This is a genomic window from Burkholderia cenocepacia (assembly GCF_014211915.1).
Taxonomy (GTDB): domain Bacteria; phylum Pseudomonadota; class Gammaproteobacteria; order Burkholderiales; family Burkholderiaceae; genus Burkholderia; species Burkholderia orbicola.
Window position 1 is genome coordinate 2,780,404 of record NZ_CP060040.1, and the last position, 18,664, is coordinate 2,799,067.

Here is an 18,664-nt window from a genome sequence, read left to right on the forward strand (position 1 = left end):
AGCATTTTCTCAGACTCGGCCGATAACCTGTGTCGAGCCGGAAGCAGGATGCAAGGACGGCATTAATACCAGAAATATTCAAGGAGACGGCAACATGCAGCATGTCACGGGCACGACGAACGCGCGCCACGGCGCCACGCCGGCTTGCGCGTGGCCGCTGGCCGTCGGCCGCACGGCGGCACGCGCATGACGACGTCGCCGCGCCGCCGCGCGTTGATCGCAGCCGGGCTCGGCGTGCTGGGCGTGCTGGGCGGGCTCGGGGCGCCGGCGCTGGTGCGCGCGAAGCCGCGCACGGTGCGGATCTCCAAAGGCTATGGCGTGCTGTACCTGCCGTTGCTCGTGATGGAGAAGCAGCGGCTGTTCGAGCGGCACGCGGCGCGTCACGGCGTGCGCGACGTCGCGGTCGAATGGGTACTGCTCGACGGCGGCAATTCCGTCAACGACGCGATGATGGCCGGCACGCTCGATTTCGCGGGCGCCGGCGCGCCGGGTTTCATCGAGCTGTGGGCGCGGGCGCGCGGCATTCCGAACGTCGAGGTGATCGGCATCAGCGGGCTGTCGACCACGTCGCTGTCGCTGAACGCGAACCGCGCGGGCCTCGCATCGCTGCGCGACTTCACGTCGTCCGACCGGATCGCGGTGCCGGGCATCCGCACGTCGCTGTCGGCGGTCGTGCTGCAGATGGTCGCGAGCCGGCAACTCGGCCCGACGCATTTCGCGCAGCTCGATTCGATCACCGTGAACCTGCCGCATCCGCAGGCGATGCAGGCGCTGATCCGCCGCGAGAACGGCGTGACCGCGCACTTCACGTCGCCGCCGTTCTCGACGCTCGAATTGCGGCAGCCGGGCATTCATCGCGTGGTGAGGTCGGTCGACGTGCTCGGCCCGATGACGCTCGACGTCGTGTTCGCGCCGAAGCGGCTCGTCGATGCGGAGCCGGCGCTCGCCGCCGCGTTTCTCGGCGCGCTCGACGAGGCGAACCGCCTGATCGCGCAGGACCCGCGCGCGGCGGCGGCGCTCTATGCGGCGTCGTCGGGCGTCGGCGTGTCGCACGACGACGTGATGCGGATGCTCGCCGCGCCCGACACGCGCTTCTCGGTGCTGCCGAACCAGCTGATGGACTACGTCGAATTCCTGTACCTGGCCGGCACGATCAAGGCGAAGCCGCGCGCGTGGCACGAGATGTTCGCGCCGATGCTCGACGACTACCGGTCGGGTTGAGCCACGCCCGTCGCGATCCGGTTCCATTCATCGAAACACCTCGCGCCGGCGCGTTCGTCACGCGCGGCGCCGATTCAACCGATTCACCGATTCAACCGATATGCAATCGATTCACCCAAGGAGCCTGAAGTGAACGCTACCGACACCCTGGACCCCGCGTCCGCCGAAGAACAGCGCATCATGTCGAAGATGGCGCGGCGCCTGCTGCCCATCCTCGTCGTGATGTTCCTGATCGCGTTCATCGACCGGCAGAACGTCGGTTTCGCGAAACTGCAGATGGTGCACAGCCTCGGCATGACGGAAGCCGCGTTCGGGCTCGCGTCGTCGCTGTTCTTCATCGGCTACCTGCTGTTCGAGGTGCCGAGCACGCTCGCGCTGCATCGCTACGGCGCGCGCGTGTGGCTCGCGCGGATCATGCTGACGTGGGGGCTCATCACGGTGCTGATGGGCTTCACGACGTCGATGCCGGCGTTCTGCTCGCTGCGCTTCGTGCTCGGCATCGCCGAGGCCGGCTTCTATCCGGGTGTGATCTATTACCTGACGCTGTGGTTTCCGCAGAGCTACCGCGCGAAGGTGCTCGGCATCTTCACGCTCGGCAGCGCGCTCGCGAACATGCTCGGCTCGCTGGTCGGCGGCGTGCTGCTGAGCCTGAACGGCGTGTGGGGGCTCGCGGGCTGGCAGTGGGTGTTCGTCGCGACGGGTATTCCGGCCGTGGTCGTCGCGATCGTCGTGTTCCGCGTGCTGCCCGCATCGTTTCGCGAAGCGCGGTTCCTCGACGAGCGCGAGAAGCAGATCGTCGCGGCCGCGCTGGAGCGCGAGAAGCCGGCGCAGGCCGAGCACGGTCAGCCGTGGAAGGCGCTGCTCGATCCGCGCGTGATGCTGTTCGCGGCGACCTACATGCTGATGTCGACGTCGTTGTACGGCGTCACGTACTGGCTGCCGACGATCGTGAAATCGTTCGGCGTGTCGAGCACGACGAACGGGTTCCTGAGCATGCTGCCGTGGGCGCTCGCGGTGGTGCTGCTGGTGTGGCTGCCGTCGAAGCTGCGCCGTGCGAAGAGCATCCTGCGCACGATCGCGATCGTCGCGGCGCTCGGCGCGCTCGGTTTTCTGCTGAGCCTCGTGCTGCCGTCGACGCCGCTGCGCTTCGTCGCGCTCGTGCTCGGCGGCGCGTGCATCCCGCTGCTGTATCCGTGCTTCTGGTCGATGCCGCCGCGCTATTTCACCGGCGCGCGGGCGGCCGCGAGCGTCGCGGCGATCAACTCGATCGGCAACCTCGGCGGCTTCTTCAGCCAGAACCTGATGCCGTTCGCGGGCAAGGTGACGGGCACCGCTTTCGGGCCCATGATCGTGCCGATCGTGTGCCTCGCGCTGCTCGGCGTCGGCGCGCTGGTCGCGTGGACGTGCTCGGAGCGGGGGATGGTGGCGGCGCGGGCGTGATGGGGCCGGCTTGGCCCGGGATACGTGGGTTAGGCCGAATGGCTGACTGCACGCGAAAAAGTGAGTGTGCTACCATGCATTACATATGTAATACATGGAGTGTGCGATGAAAACCGCGACCATGCCGGCGCTGCGTGTCGATCCGCAATTGCGGGAGGAGGCAGAGTCGGTCCTTGAGGAAAACGAGACGTTGTCTGCGTTCATGGAGTCGGCGCTGCGCGACGGGATCGCGCGTCGCCGTCTGCAACGCGAGTTTGTAACCCGTGGCCTCGCATCGCGCGACGAGGCGCGTCGTACCGGTGAATACGTCGATGCCGCCGACGTGCAGGCCGAACTCGAGGGCATGCTGAAGGCTGCGCGTGCAGCGAAGGCGGCTGATTGATCTATCGGGTCCGATATACACGTGCGGCCCGTGAGGATCTGGTACGGATGTATCGATACTTGCTCGAACGTGATGTGGATGCGGCGGCGCGGGCTGTGGACGCGATCGAACAAGGTGTCGCCATGCTCCGCATGTTTCCGTTCACATGCCGCAAGGTCGATCACGGAAATCCATTTTTGCGCGAGCTGATCGTGTCCTTCGGCACGTCGGGCTATGTCCTGCTGTTCGAGATTGAAGCAGTCGAGCAAGTTACGATTTTAGCCGTACGACACCAACGGGAAGATGATTACCACTGATACGTGACGATGCGGTGGTTGTCGTTGCCGCGTTGGTCAGCGATTGATCCGCGAATCCCCGTCCCCGCCATGCGCGACCGCGACGGGCGCCGGCACCCGCGGAATCTCGACCTCGACCGTCGTGCCCTCGCCGAGCGTCGTCGCGATCCGCAGCGTGCCGCCGACCAGATACGCACGCTCGCGCAACCCCACCAGCCCGAATGAACTCGACTTGCGCGGCACCGCGGGATCGAAGCCCGCGCCGTCGTCGCGTATCGTCAGCGCGATCGCTTCGCCGCCGCACACGAGTTCGACGTTCGCATGCGACGCGGCCGCGTGCCGGGCGACATTCGCGAGCGCTTCCTGCGCGATGCGGAACACGGCCGTCGCATACGGCTCGTCGAGTTGCAGCTCGGGCGGCTCGACGTGCAGCGCACACGCAATCCCGTGACGGTGCCGAAAATCCTCCACGAGCCATTGCATCGCCGCCGCGAAGCCGAGATCGTCGAGCATCAGCGGGCGCAGGTCCGACGCGATGCGGCGGGTCGCGGCCACCGCGCCGCGCGCGAGCGCATGCATCGCCGCGATCTTGCGTGCCAGCGATGCGTCGTCCTGCGGCACGTGGTCGATCAGCCATTCGAGATCGTTCTTCAGCGTCGCGAGTGTCTGCGCCAATTCGTCGTGCAGTTCGCGCGCGATGCGGCGCTGCTCGGCTTCGCGCGCGCTGGCGCTGATCGCGGCGATCTCGCGCAGCTCCTCGCGCGAGGCCTGTAGCGCCCGCTCCGCACGTACGCGCTCCTCGACTTCGCGCCGCAGGTCGCGGTTCGACGCGCTCAGTTGCGCGGTGCGCGCGGCGACGCGCTGTTCGAGCCGTTCGTTCGCATCGTTCAACTGCGCGCTTTTCTGCACGACGAGCAGATGCTGGTAGCGCGCGCCGGCCAGCGCGCGCACCGTCTGCGCATGCAGCCGGCCGTTCTCGAACAGCATCGCGAACAGCACGACGCCCGACGCGACGAGACCGTACGCTCGCCCCGCATAGAAGCCGAGATCGAAGCGCCCGTGATTGAGCATCGATGACAGCGCGATGTCGAACAGCCACGCGACGAGCACCGTCATCACCCACAGGTCGAGCACGGAATGGCGGCGCCGCTGCCGCCACATCAGCATCAGCGCGACGAGGTTCAAGCCCCAGACGACCGTGATCGCGTTCGTCATCGTCGAGGTCATCCGGTTGCCGCTCATGATGTGCGGCAGCAGGGCGTGGCCGGCGGTCGCGAGCAGCGCGAGCGCGGCCGTCGCGCCGCCGGCGGCCACGAGGCAGAGGACGACCGGAATCGCCGCACGCCGCTGCGGGGCCGGAGCCGGGCGCCCGCGCGACGTCGCGCGCAGCAGTGCGTACGCGGCGACCGACAGCGGAAAGCCGCCATGCCAGAACAGGTACAGCCATGCGGTGGTCTGTTCGCCGGCGCCGAGCAGGCCGGTCGGCGTGAACAGCCCGGGGAAGGTCAGCATGTGCGTGCCGGCCATGAACGCCGTGAACAGGTAGCCGCCCGCCAGCACGAGCAGCGATTTCTCGCGCAGGATCGCGTACTGGCCGAGCAGCAGGCCGGCCGTCACCATGTCGTTGACGACAATCGCCGACTGGTACACGGGAATGAACGCCCAGCCCGGCGCGAGCGGCATGGCCGCGAACGGCGCGAGCGCGGCGAAGATCACGGCCGATACGAGTACCGTCGCGAGCGCGAGCCGCCGCTCGCGCCGGCCCGGCGGCAGCGACGACATGAACAGACGCGACGTGTCCGGATCGTCGTCGTCCGGCGGTGACGTGGGCGGGAAGCGGAAGGCGGCCGTCATGCGTCGTCGTCCCCGAGGTCGAGATCGTGGCGCACCGTGTAGCGGACCAGTGCGGCTTCGTGCGGCAGCCCCATTTTCTCGAGGATGCGCGTCTTGTACGTGCTGACCGTCTTCGTGCTCAGCGCGAGTTCGGACGCGATCCGCGTGACGGTCTGACCCGCGACGATGCGGCGCATCACGTCGAACTCGCGCGCCGACAGCCGTTCGTGCGGCAGCGCCTGAGCCGGCGCGCGCAGCGTGTGGGCGAGGCTTTCCGCCGCGGACGAGCTCACGTAGACCCCGCCTGCCGCCACCTTGCCGACGGCTTCGACGAGTTCGGCCGTCGCACTGTCCTTCGTCAGGTAGCCGGTGGCGCCGGCCTTGAACGCGCGTGCCGCGTACTGCGCTTCCGCGTGCATCGTCAGCACCAGCGTGCGCAGCGACGGCGCCTGGCGCTTGACCAGCCGGATCAGCTCGATGCCGGTCGGCGCGGGCATCGACAGGTCGAGCAGCAGCACGTCGGCGGCCGCGCGCTTGGCCAGCGCGAGCGTGCCCGAGCCGTCGCTCGCCTCGCCGACGATCTCGAAACCGCCGGCCCGCTCCAGGATGTGACGCAGTCCGTCCCGCATGACTGCGTGATCGTCAGCCAGAATTACCCTGATCATCTTCCAGCGATCCTCTTCGGGATGACGCCGCGCGTTGCTGTCGTTGCTGTCCGGGTGTCGCCGCGGCCGTTCTTCTGATCAATATATGCGCCCGATCCCGAAAAAGGTACTCGTTCGCGAAATTTTCGGGAGTGTTGAGTGCGGAATGTGCGCTGAAACGAAATAATCGGCAGGAAAGGGTACGGTGTGGCGCGCAGGTGGAACAGGGTATTCCCGGGTACCTTTGCCGCCGCCGCGAGCCGATGCGGCCTCGCCGGAACCGCGCCGCGAGCCGTTGCGATTCGGGACTAAACTGGTGCCCGATGCCACCACTCGAACCAGGAGCCCTGCAATGATCGACCTTGCCGATATCCTGCCGTCCGCACTGCCCGCCGCGGTCGCCTGGGCCGAGGCGGAGGCCGCGCGCGGGCTCGCGCAGGGCGCGCCGCTGACGCCGGCGCAAGCCGACGACGCGCGCACGGTGGGCGTCGCGCAGCCGGACCGGATTCGCGTGATGGCGGTCGACCGCATGCCGTTTCCAGACACGCCGACGCTGGCCGCGATCGCCCGCGACTCCGGGCTGCTGGCGTCCGGGACGATCGGCCTCACGCTCGGTCATGCGGTGTACGTGCTGCGCGGGCACGACACGCGCCGCCTGCTGACCCACGAATTCAGGCATGTCCATCAATACGAGGCTGCCGGCTCGATCGGCGCGTTTCTTGCGCGCTATCTACGGGAGATCGCGACGGTCGGCTATCACGACGCGCCGCTCGAGGCCGACGCGCGGCAGCACGAGTTCGACTGACCCAGCCTGCTGACCTCCGACGCTGGCGCGAGCCTGCGCATGTCGCGATGAACGTATCCAATGCCCTTGCCGGCCCGGTAGTCGCGCACCGGGCCGCACCGTCCGGGAGGGTGCAATGAGCGACACGATCCATGCATGGATCGGCGCGATCGGCGCGCATCCGCTGCTCGTGCTGGCGATCGTGTTCGTGGCCGCCTGCGCCGAGGCGATCGCGCTGGTCGGCACGATCGTGCCGGCCGGCGCCGTGATGTTCGCGGCCGGCGCGCTGATCGGCGCGGGCGCGCTCGACGCATGGGCGACGATCGGCGTCGCGGCCGTCGGCGCGGTGATCGGTGACGGGATCAGTTACGAACTCGGCCGGCATTACCGCGGGATGATCCGCAACGCGTGGGCGCGCTTCGGTTATGCGACCGCCTACGCGCGCGGCGAGGAATTCGTGCTGCGTCACGGCATGAAGAGCATCGTGCTCGCGCGCTTTCTCGCGCCGGTGCGGGCGGTCGTGCCGGTCGTCGTCGGCTGCGCGACGCTGCCGCGCCGGTCGTTCTATCCGGTCAACGTGATCTCCGCACTCGTGTGGGCGCCCGTGCACGTCGCGCCCGGCATCCTGTTCGGCGCGTCGGCCGCGCTGGCCGCGGCGATCAGCGTGCGGGTCGCCGCGATCCTGCTGGTCGTGGCCGGGCTGGTCGCGCTCGTATGGATCGGCGTGCGCGTCGCGCTGCGGCGTGGCTGGCCGTTGCTGCGCCGCGCGCTCGTCGAAACCGTGCATGCATGCGCGCGCCGCTGGCCGCGATTCGGCGCGCGGCTGCACGACGGGATCGCGTACCTGCGCGGGCTGCCCGGCGCGGTGCCCGTGCTCGCGCTGCTTTTCATCGGCTGCGTGTGGCTGTTCGCGGGGATCGTGCAGGACGTCGTCGCGAACGATCCGCTGATGCACGCGGACATTGCGCTATATGCGTTTCTGCAGAACCTGCGCACGCCACCCGGCGACGCCGTGATGAGCGCGCTCGCCGTGCTGCATGGGCACGACACAGGGCTGATCGTCGCGGCCGCGTTTCTCGTGTGGCTGATGATCCATCGCTGCTGGCTCACGGCTGCCTGGTGGCTCGCGACGATCGGTGTCGCCGTTGCGCTCGTGCCGGTGTTCGGCGCGAGCGTGCCCGGCGCGACGCCCGCGAGCCTGCCGCCCGGCGCGCTGCACGTGGCGCTGCCCGACGCCGACGCCGCGTTCGCGATCCTCGCGAGCAGCGGCCTCGGCTGGGCGCTCACGCGCGACCGGCCCGCGCTGTGGCGCATACCGGTCGTGACGGCGGTCGTGCTGTGGATCGTGCTCGGCGGCTTCGCGCGACTGTACGTCGGCGATACCTGGTTGTCGGGTCTGCTGGGCGGATGGAGTCTCGGGCTCGCATGGTTCGCGTTGCTCGCCGGCGCCTATGCGTACTGGCGTGTGCGCGAGCACGTGCAGCCCAGAGGCGCGCTCGTCGCGGTCGTCGTCGTTCTGGCGACGGCCGGCGTATGGACGGTTCCCGCGCAATGGCAGCTCGATCGCGCGGCGCGTCCGCATGTCGGCGACGTGGTCGCGATGACCGTCGACCAGTGGCTGCGCGGCGGGTGGCAGCGCGTGCCGACGCGGCGCACCGAGATCGGCGGCGATCGCGAGGAATATCTGCCGCTGCAATGGAGCGCGACGTCGGACACGCTCGATCGCCATCTCGCGCAGGCCGGCTGGCAGCGCGCGACGCCGTGGACGCCGGCCACCGCGCTGCGCTGGCTGTTGCCGCAGGCGCCGGCCGACACGCTGCCCGTGCTGCCGCGCTATACGCATGGCGAAAGCACGCGGCGCGTGTTCGTCCGCGTCGATTCGGCGCACCCGGAAAGCCGCTTCGTGCTGCGGTTGTGGCGCTATCCGTACGTGTTGCAGGATGCGCTCGGCATGCGGCCGCTGTGGTACGGCGCGCTGTATCGCGAGACGCTGCGCCGGCCGGCGCGGCTGATGACGTTCGTGCGCTCGACGACGATCGACGATGCGGCGGCGATCGCGCACGGGCTGGCGGTGGAGCCGACGATCGCGCATCGGCCGGCGGGGATGGCGGCCGCGCCGGACGCGATGCTGCTCGTGTGGATGGTCCAGCCGTGAGGGAGCCCGCGCGCTGTGCGCCCGTTACGCGTGCGACGGCTGCGCGGGAACGACGGACAGGCGCAGGCCGACCGTCTTGAGCACCGCGAGCAGGGTTTTCAGCGTCGGGTTGCCGTTCGGGGACAGCGTGCGATACAGCGATTCGCGGCTGATGCCGGCTTCGGCCGCGACGGCGCCGAGCCCGCCATACGCTTCCGCGACCGTGCGCAGCGCGAGCAGGCCGGCCGCACGGTTGTCGGGATCGTCGAGCGATTCCATCGCGACGCGCAAATAGGCGACCGCGAGCTCGCGATCGGCGCCGAGTTCGGCGACTTCCGCATCGTGGTGCGATACCGCGCCTTTGAGCTTGTTCATGTTTGCCTCCGTTTCCAGTTCGACCAGTGTTCCCTGGCGCGCCTGATGTCGTCGGGTTGACTCGCCTTGTCGCCGCCGGACAGCAGCAGCACCAACGCGCTGCCGTGCCGGCCGAAGTACACGCGGTAGCCGGCGCCGACGTGGACGCGCGGTTCGATCACACCTTCGCCAACCGGCTCGCAATCGCCGAAGTTGCCGGTCTGCACGCGGCGCAGGCGCTCGCGAATCCGCGCCTGCGCGGGCTTGTCACGGACGGCCTTCAGCCATTCGGTGAAAGGCTCGCGACCGTCGTCGCGCTGATAGCGAAGGAGTTCGAACTTGGCGAGCATTGTAACTTATAAGCTACAAAAAAGGTAGTGGGAACGAAGCGGTTGGCATCGCAATGGTTTAGAGGCCGACACGCATACGGCGTCTTCATGGTCGGGATATCAGGGCGTGGTGCGGGCTTCCCGGACGACGATCATTCTTTCATCCGGGATGGCGCATGACGATTCGGCCAAATGGCCGGCTGTCGATGGCGTGAGGAGAGGAGACGCACCCCGAGACGTGGAGCGTGAGGGAATGAATGATGGGCGGAAAATCCGCCGGCAGACTGTGTGAATTACTGCTTCGCCGGCGCGGCCGTCGCGATCTTGGGTGGTTGTCGGCCCGGCGTCGCTTCGTTGCAAGCGGACACGACGATCGGACACGTGTCGATCGTCGTGCGTCCTCGTTTCATCGTCATGCCGTCGTGGCGACACGTTCCGACGCAAACCCCGCCAACGTCCGCAACGCGTCCCGCGCCGAGCGCAAGTAAAACGCCTGCAGATGGAACACATGCCAGCGCGCCGCATGGATCTCCAGCCGGCACGGCACGCCGCACGCGTGCGCATGCTCGGCCAGCCGCTGCGCATCGGACAGCAGTACTTCCTGGTCGCCGGCCTGGATCAGCATCGGCGGCAGGCCATGCAGACCGGTGTCGAGCGGCCCGCGCGCCGCGGCGGAGCCCGTGCCGTGACACCAGCGCAGCCCCTGTTCGAGCCAGCCGCGCCGGATCATCGGATCGTCGTGGCGACGCGAGGCCAATGTTGCGCCGCCGAGCGCGGGGTCGGTCACGGGCGAGATCAGCAGCAGTGCGGCGGCGGCCGGCTCGCCGCGCTCGCGCAGCGCGATGGCGAGCGCCAGCGCCAGCGCGCCGCCGGCCGAGTCGCCGGCAATCACGATCCGGTGCGGCGCGTAACCCTGCGTGCGCATCGCGTCGTAGGCGGCCAGTGCGTCGTCGAGCGCGGCCGGGCTCGGATGCTCGGGCGCGAGCCGGTAATCGGGCACCCACACCGGCAGGCCCGCGTCGTTCGCGAGGCGCGTCGTCACGCCGCGATGCGTATGCGGTCCGCCGAGACAAAACGCGCCGCCATGCAGATAGAGGATCGCGCCACCCGTATCGCCGCGTTTCGGCGCGACCACTTCGATCGGCACATGTTGCGCCGACGTGCGGTAGCGCAGTGTGCCACCCGCACCGGGCATCAGCGGCGACAGCAGCGCGACGACGCGGCGCTGCATGCGCGCGCCGAACGGCGGCCCGATCAGCGGCCGGAACGCGACGCGCAGGAAACCGCGCAACGAAGCGGCCGTGAAGGCTTCGAATCTGCCGGCGGGCGGCGCGACCACCGTGCCGTGCAGCGGCGCAGCCGCCCCGGACAGCGGCTGCGACAAGCGGTACGCGGACATGCCGGTGAAGCGCGTGATCCACCGGTAGGTCAGCGTGAAGCCCGGCCAGTTCGTGCTGTTGTGCCCCGATGCATCGACGTACCAGCTCTTGCAACTGCTCCACACCGACCCTGCGAGCCGCTGCTGCACGTGCACGTTGAAACGCCGGTAGCGGCGCGCGTCGACGTCGATCTCACGCGCGCCGTCGCGACGCATCGCCTGTATGCAGCGCATCACGTGCGCGATCTGGCTCTCGAGCATGTAGACGATCGAGTTGTGACCGAGGTTGGTGTTCGGGCCGTACAGCATGAAGAAGTTCGGAAAGCCGGGCACGGTGAGCCCGAGATACGCCTGCGCGCCGCGTCGCCACGCATCGTTCAGGTCGAGGCCGCCGCGGCCCGTGATGCGCATCGGCGACAGGAATTCCGTTGCCGCGAACCCCGTGCCGTAGACGATCGCGTCGACGGGATGATGCACGCCGTCGACGGTCTCGATCCCGTCCTCGGTCACGCGCCGGATCGGCTGCGTGACGAGTTCCACATGGTCGCGGCTCATCGCGGCGAGATAGTCGCTCGACAACAGGATGCGCTTGCAGCCGACCGGATAATCGGGCGTGAGCCGTGCGCGCAACGCGGGGTCCGGCACGTCGCGCGCGAGCAGCTTGCGAAACGGCCGGCCGGCCGCGACCTTCATCAACCCGTGCAGCCGCGTGAACGCGATCGCACGCGCTTCGTAGCGCAGGTAGATCGATGCGCGATGCAGTTTCATCGCCGCCGGCAGCTGGCGAAACAGCGCCTTTTCCCACGGGCGATACGCGCGGTCGGGGCGCGGCATCACATAGGCCGGCGAGCGCTGGAACACGGTCAGGCGCCGCACGTCGCCGGCGATCGCCGGAACGAACTGGATCGCCGATGCACCGGTGCCGACCACGGCCACCCGTTTGCCGGCGAGTGCGTAATCGTGATCCCAGTGCGCGGAGTGGAACGCACGGCCGCGAAACGTGTCGATGCCGGGCAGGTTCGGCATGACGGGGCGGCTCAACTGGCCGGTGCCGCTGACGAGCAGCGCGGCGCTCAGCGTCGTGCCGTCGCGCAGCGTGACGTGCCACAGCGCACCGGCTTCGTCGTAGCGTGCGTGTTCGACTTCGGCGCCGAAGCGCAGATAGCGGGCGAGACCGTACTTGCGCGCGCAGTGTTGCAGGTACGCATGAATCTCGGGCTGCGGCGCGAACACGCGCGACCACGCGGGATTGGGTTCGAACGAGAACGAGTACAAGTGCGAAGGCACGTCGCACGCGGCGCCCGGATAGCGGTTGTCGCGCCACACGCCGCCGACGTCGTGCGTGCGTTCGACGATCACGAAATCGTGAATGCCGGCGCGTTGCAGCGCAATCGCCATGCCGATGCCGGCGAAGCCGGCGCCGATGATGATCGCCGCAAGCGGCGTGGGGGAGCCGGCGGAACGGGAAGGATCAGGCGACAGCATGGCGGGTTTCCTCGGGCTGGTCGCCGGCGTGTGCGGCGCGGGTTGCAAGGGTAGCGTCACGATCCGTCGTCGTCCTGACGGTTGCGTCGGCATGCGGCTGCGCCGGCACGCGGCATACGCCGCGCATCAGGTCGACGGCCTTCTCGGCGATCATGATCGTCGGCGCGTTGGTGTTGCCGCCGATGAGCGTCGGCATCACCGATGCATCGACGATGCGCAGCCCTTGCAGGCCATGCACACGCAGTTGCGGATCGACGACGGCGAGCGCGTCGCGCCCCATCCGGCAGGTGCCGACCGGGTGATAGACGGTGTCGGCGCGCCGTCGCAGCACGTCGCGAATCTCGTCGTCGGTCGTCACGTTCGCGGTGAACAGGTCGCGCGTGGTCCAGTCGGCGAGCGCCGGCGCCTCCATCAGGCGACGCGTGATGCGGAAGCCCGCGACCATGTCGTCGAGATCGCGCGGATCGTCGAAGAACGCGGGATCGATGCGGGGCGCCGCGAGCGGGTCGGCGCCGTTCAGCGTGACCGAGCCGCGGCTGCGCGGCCGCAACAGGCACACGTGGCACGACAGCCCGTGACCGGCATGCGGCTTGCGCGCATGGTCGTCGACGAGCGCGACGACGAAATGCAGCTGGATGTCCGGTGCCGCCAGATCGGCACGCGTTTTCAGGAAACCGCCGCCTTCCGCGAAGTTCGACGTCAGCATCCCGCGCCGTTCGCGGCGAAAGCGGGCGAATTCGCGCAGCATGCGCAGCCCGCCGCGGACGGACACGCCCATCGTGTCGACGCTGCGCGTGCGGTAGCCGAAGATGAAATCCGGATGATCCTGCAGGTTGCGGCCGACGCCCGGCAGATCGGCCTGTACGGCGATGCCGAACTGCTGGAGTTCGCGGCCCGGGCCGACGCCCGACAGCATCAGCAACTGCGGCGTCTGCAGCGCGCCGGCCGCGAGCACGACTTCGCGCCGCGCGCGCAGCGTGCGGATTTGACCGTGCTGCCGCACCTCGACGCCGGTCGCGCGCGTGCCGTCGAACAGGATGCGCAGCACCTGCGCGTGCGCCTCGACCGTCAGGTTGTCGCGGCGGCCGACGTGCGGCAGCAGGTACGCGCGCGCCGCGCTCCATCGTTCGCCGTGCTTCTGCGTGACCTGGTAGATCCCGATGCCTTCCTGTTGCGCGCCGTTGAAATCGTCGGTGAGCGGCAGGCCGGCCTGTTGCGCGGCTTCCAGATAGCGCGCATGAAACGGGTTGCCGGTGCGCAGGTCGCTGACCCACAGCGGGCCGTCGCGGCCGTGCCAGGCATCGTCGAAGCGCTCGTTGTGCTCGCTCAGGCGGAAGTACGGCAGCACGTCGTCGTACGCCCAGCCTTCGGCGCCGAGCGTGGCCCAGCCGTCGTAGTCGACGCGATGACCGCGGATATAGACCATCGCGTTGATCGCCGACGAACCGCCAAGCGCCCTGCCGCGCGGCTGATAGCCGATGCGCCCGCCGAGCCCCGGCTGCGGCACCGTGTCGAATGCCCAGTTGTTCAGGCGGGTCGGCATCATCGCGACCGCGCCGGTCGGCACGTTGACGACCGCGCTGTCGCCGCGGCCGCCGGCCTCGAGCACGCAGACGGTCACGGCCGGGTCCTCGGTCAGCCGGCCCGCGACGACGCAACCGCCCGACCCGCCACCGACCACGATGTAGTCGAAAGTCTTGCTCATGGAATCGTCTCCTTGCTTCGGTGATCGGTGGGTCATGCGACGCGTGTCGGCATGCGGGCGCGGCCGGCGCGCCGGCGGGCGAAGTGGGTGAAGTGGGCGGCGGGATCGGTCGGGCGACTCGGTCGCATGGTGTCTCCTCCTGGGGGATGGCGTCGTTCGGACGACGACTGGATGACGCCGATGGTGCGGGCCGCATGGGAAAACACCAATGCTGGTTGGGGACAATTGTTTTAGTATTTGGGCCAAATCGGCGCTTCGAGGGTTTCTCCGCATGAGCTTCTGGGATTTCACCCGGAGTCCGGCCAGCGCCCGGTTGCTGGTCGATTTCGGCGACGAACGCGGTGTGCCGCATGCCACGCTGCTGGCCGGCACGGGCCTCGCGAGCGCGCAGCTCGACGACCCGAAAGTCGAGGTGACGGCCGCGCAGGAACTGCGGCTGACCGGCAACCTGCTGCGTGCGCTCGGCCGGGCACAGGGCCTCGGGTTCGAGGTCGGCCGGCGTTACCACTTCTCCGCGTACGGCGTGTGGGGCTACGGGCTGATCGCGAGCGCGACCGGGCGCGATGCGCTCGCGCTCGCGATGCGTTTTTTGCCGCTCACGTATGCGTACACCGTCATCACGTACCGCGAGTCGGCTGACACTGGCGTGCTCAGCTTCGGCGCGCCGGAACTCGACGCCGACCTGAGCCGGTTCCTCGTCGAGCGCGACATGACGGCCGCGGCCGTGCTGCTGCACGAAATCGCCAGCGGCGATTTCGCGTTGTCGCGCTTCACGCTGCAGGCCGCGCGTTCGCCGGCGCTCGCGGCGCCGCGTATCGCCGGCATCGAGCCGACGTTCTCGGCGCGGGCGAACAGCCTCGCGTTCGACCGTGCGTTCCTCGACCGGCCGTTGCCGCATGCGAATCCGCTGACGGTGTCGATGTGCGAGCAGATGTGCGGGCAACTCGTCGAAGCACGGCGTGCGCGCGTGGGCACGTCGGAGATGGTGCGCCAGTACCTGAACGCGACGCCCGGCAGCGCGCCGTTCTCGCTCGAGGACATGGCGCGCCTGATGAACACGAGCCCGCGCACGCTCAAGCGGCGGTTGCAGGAGGAGGGCACGACGTTTCGCGCGCTGCTCGCGCAGACGCGCGGGGCGATGGCCGAGACGCTGCTCGGCGATGCGCGGCTGTCGCTCGCGGACGTGGCCGAGCGGCTCGGCTTCAGCGATCTGTCCAGTTTCTCGCAAGCGTTCAAGCGCTGGTACGGCGTGCCGCCGGGCGCGTATCGCAGCGCGGCGCGGCGAGCAGGCGACCGTCGATGAATCGCGGTACGATCGCCCGCTTGCCCGTCCTGCCTGTCGACATCACACTCACGAGAGACCCCGCATGATCACGATTCGCCCGATGACCGACGACGATTTCGTACGCTTCTGGCCGACCTACCGCGCCATCGTCGCTGCTCAGGAAACCTATGCATTCGATCCCGAACCGACCCAGGAAGCGGCACGCGCACTGTGGCTCGACGCGCCGCTCTGTACGTGGATCGCCGAAGAAGACGGCGTGGTGCTCGGCTCGTACTTCCTGAAGGCGAACGCCGCCGGGCCCGGCAAGCATGTGAGCAACTGCGGCTACATGGTGAGCGAGGCCGCGCGCGGTCGCGGCGTCGCGCGCCTGATGTGCGAGCACTCGCAGCAGGTGGCGCGCGAGCGCGGTTTCCTCGCGATGCAGTTCAATTCGGTGGTCGCGACGAACGAGGTCGCGGTCGCGCTGTGGCAGAAGCTGGGATTCGAGATCGTCGGCCGGCTGCCGCGCGCATACCGTCACGCGCGGCTCGGCTTTGTCGACTGCTTCGTGATGTTCAAGTGGCTCGGCGACGCGGCGGCCGCCGAAGCCTGAGCAACCTGCTCGCTGCGTCAGACGGCGAACGCGCCGTCGAACACGATCCGCTCGTCGAGCGCGAGCGTGCCGCGCGCGAAGATCAGGTCGAGATGGTGGCTGCCGTTTTCGCCGCCGCCGAGGCCGAGGTGCAGGCCCGGATGGCGTTCCTCGAACCCTGCGTTGCGGCCGTACAGGCCGCGGATGCCGAGGTTCGTGCCGATGCCGAATTCCTCGATCCGCCGGTGATTCGCATGCCGGTCGAGATAGGTCGAGAAATCGCGCCGGAAGCCCGCATCGTCGGTGTCGAAATCGACGATCGTGCTGTGCTCGACATGCAGCGTCGCGAGCCGCTCGGCCACCTTGTACTTGATCGCGAACGGCACGGTGCCGAGAAAGGTGCCGCTGAACACGACCGAGCCGTTGAGGTCGGTCACGTGCGTCGCGATCTCGCCGGGCACGACGTCGAGGTTGCCCATGCCGTCCACGCTCGTCCATTTCTGGTCCGGCGCGAGCGAGCCCGTCAGCGTGTTGCCGGCTTCGTCGATGAAGCGGATCTGCGATGCGCGTGCGGCCGCGTCGATCAGCCGGCCATTGCGCGCGGCGATGTCGTCGAGCGATTCGGCGAACGCCTCGTCGAGGTGCGGGCCGTAATCCTTGAATAAAACCGATTTGCTCCAGTGCTCGACGATCGCGGGGCGGATCGCGGCGAGAAAGGGCGGCCCGCTCGGCGACGGCGTCGGCAGGCACGACGAGTCGTACAGCAGCACGAACAGGTCGGCGGCGTCGAGCGCGGCGGCGATGTCGGCGGGCGGGGTGCTTTCGAGGCAGAGGGTGGTCGCGTCGAGCGAATCGGGCAGGGCGGCAAAGGCGCGCAACGCGATGTCGCGGTTGCGGGTGTCATGGCCGACCAGCAGTTTTCCCGATTCGCCGCGGGCCAGCTTGTCGCGCAACGCGGGGTGAAAGCCGAGCGCGCGGTGCAGGTTCAGCATGCGTATCTCCGGAAGCGGCGGAAGGGCCGCGGCCCTTCCGCGAGAACGGGTGGCCCGCTCAGACCGGCCAGAGCGCGGTGCCGAACGGCACCACGGCGTCCTCGACCATCATGTCGACGGCCTCGGGGTGCGTGTCTTCCTGCATCCAGTCAAGCAATTCGATCTGCTGGGTTTCCTGCATGTCAATTCTCCTGTGGTGAACATGAGTGATTCAACATGAAAGCGCGGAAAAAACATGACCGCTCCTCGTTCGATATTTCGTGAATGCCGGACGAGTGGCGTCGATATTAGTCTGACGAATTTTCGAATGCAATGCGTTGCAGTGTTTTTAGCCGTGACGTGCTAAACACGAGGCATTTTCGATTCACATATTGGAAAGGCGGAATAAAACGAGCGACAGATCACGCATCATTTTTTTAGCGGAAGGAATCCGGATCGACGAAATGAATTCGGTTATTTTTAATTTGAATTCAATTGACCGGATTGCTGCGCTTTATGTCATTCGAGAGAGCCGCATGAGCGAACGCCCGGCGCTTGAACCGGTCCGCATGATTTCATGCGTCACGCAGTCGATCCGCATCCGCACGTCATCCAAGCAACGCCTTTCCGATCGCCTTGGTCGGTTCGGAGCGCAGCACCAGCGAAGTCGTGACCGCGCCGAAGCGCGCAATCGCGTCGACGAGCGTTTCGAGCTGGCCCGGTGTCGGCACCAGCACCTTCAGCAGAAAGCAGTCCTCGCCGGTCATGCGGTGGACTTCGATGACATGCGGCATCTCGGCGAACGCGCGCAGCGCCGGTTTGATGTGCTCGTGAGTCGTTTTCAGCCGGATGATGGCCATCATGCCCAACCCGAGCGCCGCCGGATCGATGCGTGCGCCGTAGCCGGCGATGATGCCGCGTTCTTCCAGCCGCTTGACGCGCTCCGAGGTGGCGGGCTGCGACAGCCCGATGCGCCTGCCGACTTCCGACAGCGGCGTCCGCGCGTTCTCCTGCAGCGCTTCGAGAATGGCAAGATCGAGGCGATCCAGCGCTTCGTCCGGCATGACGGTCCTCCGGTACCGTTGATTCATCGGCATTTTGTCTCAATAACCGATGACTTGCCATTCCATGCCGACTGGCGCGTGGTCACACTCCGGGTTTCAGTTGACGGAGGGCGTGATGGATCAGGCGATCGTGATCGTGCCGGGTATCGGCAATTCGGGACCGGATCATTGGCAGAGTCATTGGGAGACGGCGTTTCCCCGCGCCGCGCGCATCGCGCCGGCTTCGTGGGAGGCGCCCGACCTCGCCGACTGGACGGCGGCGCTGGACGCGGCCGTCGCGAACGCCGGGGCGCCCCCGCTCGTGATTTGTCATTCGCTGGGCTGCCTGTTGTTCGCGCATTGGCATGCGCGGTCGGCGCGCGCGGTGCGCGGCGCGTTTCTCGTGGCCGTGCCCGATCCGGCAGGGCCACGTTTTCCGGTTGCCGCCGCCGCGTTCGCGAACCTGCCGGGCGGTCGGTTCGGGCGCGTGCCGGTGCTGGCGATCGCGAGCGCGGACGATCCGTACGATCCGGCGGGGCGAGCGCTCGAATGGGCCACGGAACACGGCGCGACGCCGCTTCTGCTCGGCGCACGCGGCCATCTGAACGCGGCGTCCGGGTTGGGCGGATGGCCCGAAGGGCGCGCGCTGCTTGCGGCGTTTGCGGCCGGACTCGGGCGGTAGTGCGTGCCGGCCCGGCCGGCATTCCGCGTTTTCCGGCCGTCGCGCGCGTCGCGCCGGGGAGCGGAACCCGGGCGCGACGGCCGGCGGGTTTCTGCCGCCGGCGCGCACCGGTTTCACGGCTCCAGTATGATCGACCGACGGCGGCGAA

Annotated in this window: 18 protein-coding genes; 9 read left to right on the forward strand and 9 right to left on the reverse strand. The window is 68.3% G+C overall.

What is annotated here, in order from left to right; translation table 11 throughout:
* The first annotated feature begins 186 nt into the window (after positions 1–186).
* From SY91_RS28875 to SY91_RS28890, 4 genes are all read left to right on the forward strand, one after another.
* Positions 187–1,221 carry an ABC transporter substrate-binding protein gene (locus SY91_RS28875; protein ID WP_023476106.1) on the forward strand — a complete coding sequence of 345 codons (1,035 nt, stop codon included), beginning with the start codon at positions 187–189 and terminating at the stop codon, positions 1,219–1,221.
* Between the two features lie 129 nt (positions 1,222–1,350).
* The gene (locus tag SY91_RS28880; RefSeq protein WP_043887479.1) at positions 1,351–2,661 is read left to right on the forward strand and encodes an MFS transporter; all 1,311 of its coding nucleotides are present in this window, start codon (positions 1,351–1,353) and stop codon (positions 2,659–2,661) included.
* A 106-nt stretch (positions 2,662–2,767) separates the two neighbouring features.
* Entirely contained in the window at positions 2,768–3,043 is a 276-nt protein-coding gene (locus tag SY91_RS28885) for a YlcI/YnfO family protein (RefSeq protein WP_006482105.1), read from the forward strand.
* Positions 3,040–3,339: a type II toxin-antitoxin system RelE/ParE family toxin gene (locus tag SY91_RS28890; RefSeq protein WP_006479703.1), complete on the forward strand. Its 300-nt coding sequence runs from the start codon at positions 3,040–3,042 to the stop codon at positions 3,337–3,339. Before SY91_RS28885 ends, SY91_RS28890 begins: the two co-directional genes overlap by 4 nt.
* A gap of 36 nt (positions 3,340–3,375) precedes the next feature.
* Here SY91_RS28890 and SY91_RS28895 read toward each other — a convergent pair whose 3' ends face one another.
* Positions 3,376–5,172 (reverse strand): sensor histidine kinase, encoded by a 1,797-nt coding sequence (locus SY91_RS28895; protein ID WP_023476103.1) that lies wholly within the window; start codon positions 5,170–5,172, stop codon positions 3,376–3,378.
* Positions 5,169–5,816 carry a response regulator transcription factor gene (locus SY91_RS28900; protein WP_043887476.1) on the reverse strand — a complete coding sequence of 216 codons (648 nt, stop codon included), beginning with the start codon at positions 5,814–5,816 and terminating at the stop codon, positions 5,169–5,171. The genes SY91_RS28895 and SY91_RS28900 overlap by 4 nt, the downstream gene beginning before the upstream one ends.
* Before the next feature lie 331 nt (positions 5,817–6,147).
* On the opposite strand from SY91_RS28900, the gene SY91_RS28905 reads away from it, so the two are divergent.
* Entirely contained in the window at positions 6,148–6,600 is a 453-nt protein-coding gene (locus SY91_RS28905) for a hypothetical protein (RefSeq protein ID WP_023476102.1), read from the forward strand.
* A gap of 115 nt (positions 6,601–6,715) precedes the next feature.
* Positions 6,716–8,734, forward strand: coding sequence for a VTT domain-containing protein (locus tag SY91_RS28910; protein WP_023476101.1), 2,019 nt, complete (start codon positions 6,716–6,718; stop codon positions 8,732–8,734).
* A 24-nt stretch (positions 8,735–8,758) separates the two neighbouring features.
* Here SY91_RS28910 and SY91_RS28915 read toward each other — a convergent pair whose 3' ends face one another.
* The 4 genes from SY91_RS28915 to SY91_RS28930 all read right to left on the reverse strand — a co-directional run bounded on the left by SY91_RS28915 (position 8,759) and on the right by SY91_RS28930 (position 13,964).
* On the reverse strand, positions 8,759–9,088 hold the full coding sequence (locus SY91_RS28915; protein ID WP_006479699.1) for a DNA-binding protein: 330 nt from the start codon (positions 9,086–9,088) through the stop codon (positions 8,759–8,761).
* A complete protein-coding gene (locus SY91_RS28920) occupies positions 9,085–9,417 on the reverse strand; it encodes a type II toxin-antitoxin system RelE/ParE family toxin (protein WP_023476100.1) in 333 nt (110 codons plus the stop codon). The genes SY91_RS28915 and SY91_RS28920 overlap by 4 nt, the downstream gene beginning before the upstream one ends.
* A 391-nt stretch (positions 9,418–9,808) precedes the next feature.
* Complete coding sequence (locus SY91_RS28925) at positions 9,809–12,259, reverse strand: alpha/beta hydrolase fold domain-containing protein (protein WP_023476098.1); 2,451 nt, start codon at positions 12,257–12,259, stop codon at positions 9,809–9,811.
* On the reverse strand, positions 12,246–13,964 hold the full coding sequence (locus tag SY91_RS28930) for a GMC family oxidoreductase (RefSeq protein WP_023476097.1): 1,719 nt from the start codon (positions 13,962–13,964) through the stop codon (positions 12,246–12,248). Before SY91_RS28930 ends, SY91_RS28925 begins: the two co-directional genes overlap by 14 nt.
* Positions 13,965–14,235: 271 nt before the next feature.
* Here SY91_RS28930 and SY91_RS28935 point away from each other — a divergent pair, with 271 nt between their 5' ends.
* Positions 14,236–15,267 carry an AraC family transcriptional regulator gene (locus SY91_RS28935; protein ID WP_023476096.1) on the forward strand — a complete coding sequence of 344 codons (1,032 nt, stop codon included), beginning with the start codon at positions 14,236–14,238 and terminating at the stop codon, positions 15,265–15,267.
* 64 nt (positions 15,268–15,331) lie between these two features.
* Positions 15,332–15,841 (forward strand): GNAT family N-acetyltransferase, encoded by a 510-nt coding sequence (locus SY91_RS28940; RefSeq protein WP_023476095.1) that lies wholly within the window; start codon positions 15,332–15,334, stop codon positions 15,839–15,841.
* 17 nt (positions 15,842–15,858) lie between these two features.
* Here the strand turns inward: SY91_RS28940 and SY91_RS28945 are convergent, their stop codons facing one another.
* The 3 genes from SY91_RS28945 to SY91_RS28950 all read right to left on the reverse strand — a co-directional run bounded on the left by SY91_RS28945 (position 15,859) and on the right by SY91_RS28950 (position 17,855).
* Positions 15,859–16,812, reverse strand: a complete 954-nt coding sequence (locus SY91_RS28945; RefSeq protein WP_006479693.1) for a Leucyl aminopeptidase (aminopeptidase T) — start codon at positions 16,810–16,812, stop codon at positions 15,859–15,861.
* 58 nt (positions 16,813–16,870) lie between these two features.
* Complete coding sequence (locus tag SY91_RS35260) at positions 16,871–16,993, reverse strand: hypothetical protein (protein WP_006479692.1); 123 nt, start codon at positions 16,991–16,993, stop codon at positions 16,871–16,873.
* A 406-nt stretch (positions 16,994–17,399) separates the two neighbouring features.
* Positions 17,400–17,855: an Lrp/AsnC family transcriptional regulator gene (locus SY91_RS28950; RefSeq protein WP_023476094.1), complete on the reverse strand. Its 456-nt coding sequence runs from the start codon at positions 17,853–17,855 to the stop codon at positions 17,400–17,402.
* Positions 17,856–17,970: 115 nt separating this feature from the next.
* Between SY91_RS28950 and SY91_RS28955 the strand changes: the two genes are divergently transcribed.
* On the forward strand, positions 17,971–18,516 hold the full coding sequence (locus SY91_RS28955; protein WP_023476093.1) for an RBBP9/YdeN family alpha/beta hydrolase: 546 nt from the start codon (positions 17,971–17,973) through the stop codon (positions 18,514–18,516).
* Positions 18,517–18,664 lie beyond the last annotated feature (148 nt).

Coding starts and splice junctions, on each gene's coding strand:
- SY91_RS28875 (WP_023476106.1), top strand. CDS start 187: ATGACGACGTCGCCGCGCCGCCGCGCGTTGATCGCAGCCGGGCTCGGC.
- SY91_RS28935 (WP_023476096.1), top strand. CDS start 14,236: ATGAGCTTCTGGGATTTCACCCGGAGTCCGGCCAGCGCCCGGTTGCTG.
- SY91_RS28955 (WP_023476093.1), top strand. CDS start 17,971: ATGGATCAGGCGATCGTGATCGTGCCGGGTATCGGCAATTCGGGACCG.
- SY91_RS28940 (WP_023476095.1), top strand. CDS start 15,332: ATGATCACGATTCGCCCGATGACCGACGACGATTTCGTACGCTTCTGG.
- SY91_RS28915 (WP_006479699.1), bottom strand. CDS start 9,088: ATGAACAAGCTCAAAGGCGCGGTATCGCACCACGATGCGGAAGTCGCC.
- SY91_RS35260 (WP_006479692.1), bottom strand. CDS start 16,993: ATGCAGGAAACCCAGCAGATCGAATTGCTTGACTGGATGCAGGAAGAC.
- SY91_RS28950 (WP_023476094.1), bottom strand. CDS start 17,855: ATGCCGGACGAAGCGCTGGATCGCCTCGATCTTGCCATTCTCGAAGCG.
- SY91_RS28945 (WP_006479693.1), bottom strand. CDS start 16,812: ATGCTGAACCTGCACCGCGCGCTCGGCTTTCACCCCGCGTTGCGCGAC.
- SY91_RS28885 (WP_006482105.1), top strand. CDS start 2,768: ATGAAAACCGCGACCATGCCGGCGCTGCGTGTCGATCCGCAATTGCGG.
- SY91_RS28925 (WP_023476098.1), bottom strand. CDS start 12,259: ATGCTGTCGCCTGATCCTTCCCGTTCCGCCGGCTCCCCCACGCCGCTT.
- SY91_RS28930 (WP_023476097.1), bottom strand. CDS start 13,964: ATGAGCAAGACTTTCGACTACATCGTGGTCGGTGGCGGGTCGGGCGGT.
- SY91_RS28910 (WP_023476101.1), top strand. CDS start 6,716: ATGAGCGACACGATCCATGCATGGATCGGCGCGATCGGCGCGCATCCG.
- SY91_RS28895 (WP_023476103.1), bottom strand. CDS start 5,172: ATGACGGCCGCCTTCCGCTTCCCGCCCACGTCACCGCCGGACGACGAC.
- SY91_RS28920 (WP_023476100.1), bottom strand. CDS start 9,417: ATGCTCGCCAAGTTCGAACTCCTTCGCTATCAGCGCGACGACGGTCGC.
- SY91_RS28900 (WP_043887476.1), bottom strand. CDS start 5,816: ATGATCAGGGTAATTCTGGCTGACGATCACGCAGTCATGCGGGACGGA.
- SY91_RS28905 (WP_023476102.1), top strand. CDS start 6,148: ATGATCGACCTTGCCGATATCCTGCCGTCCGCACTGCCCGCCGCGGTC.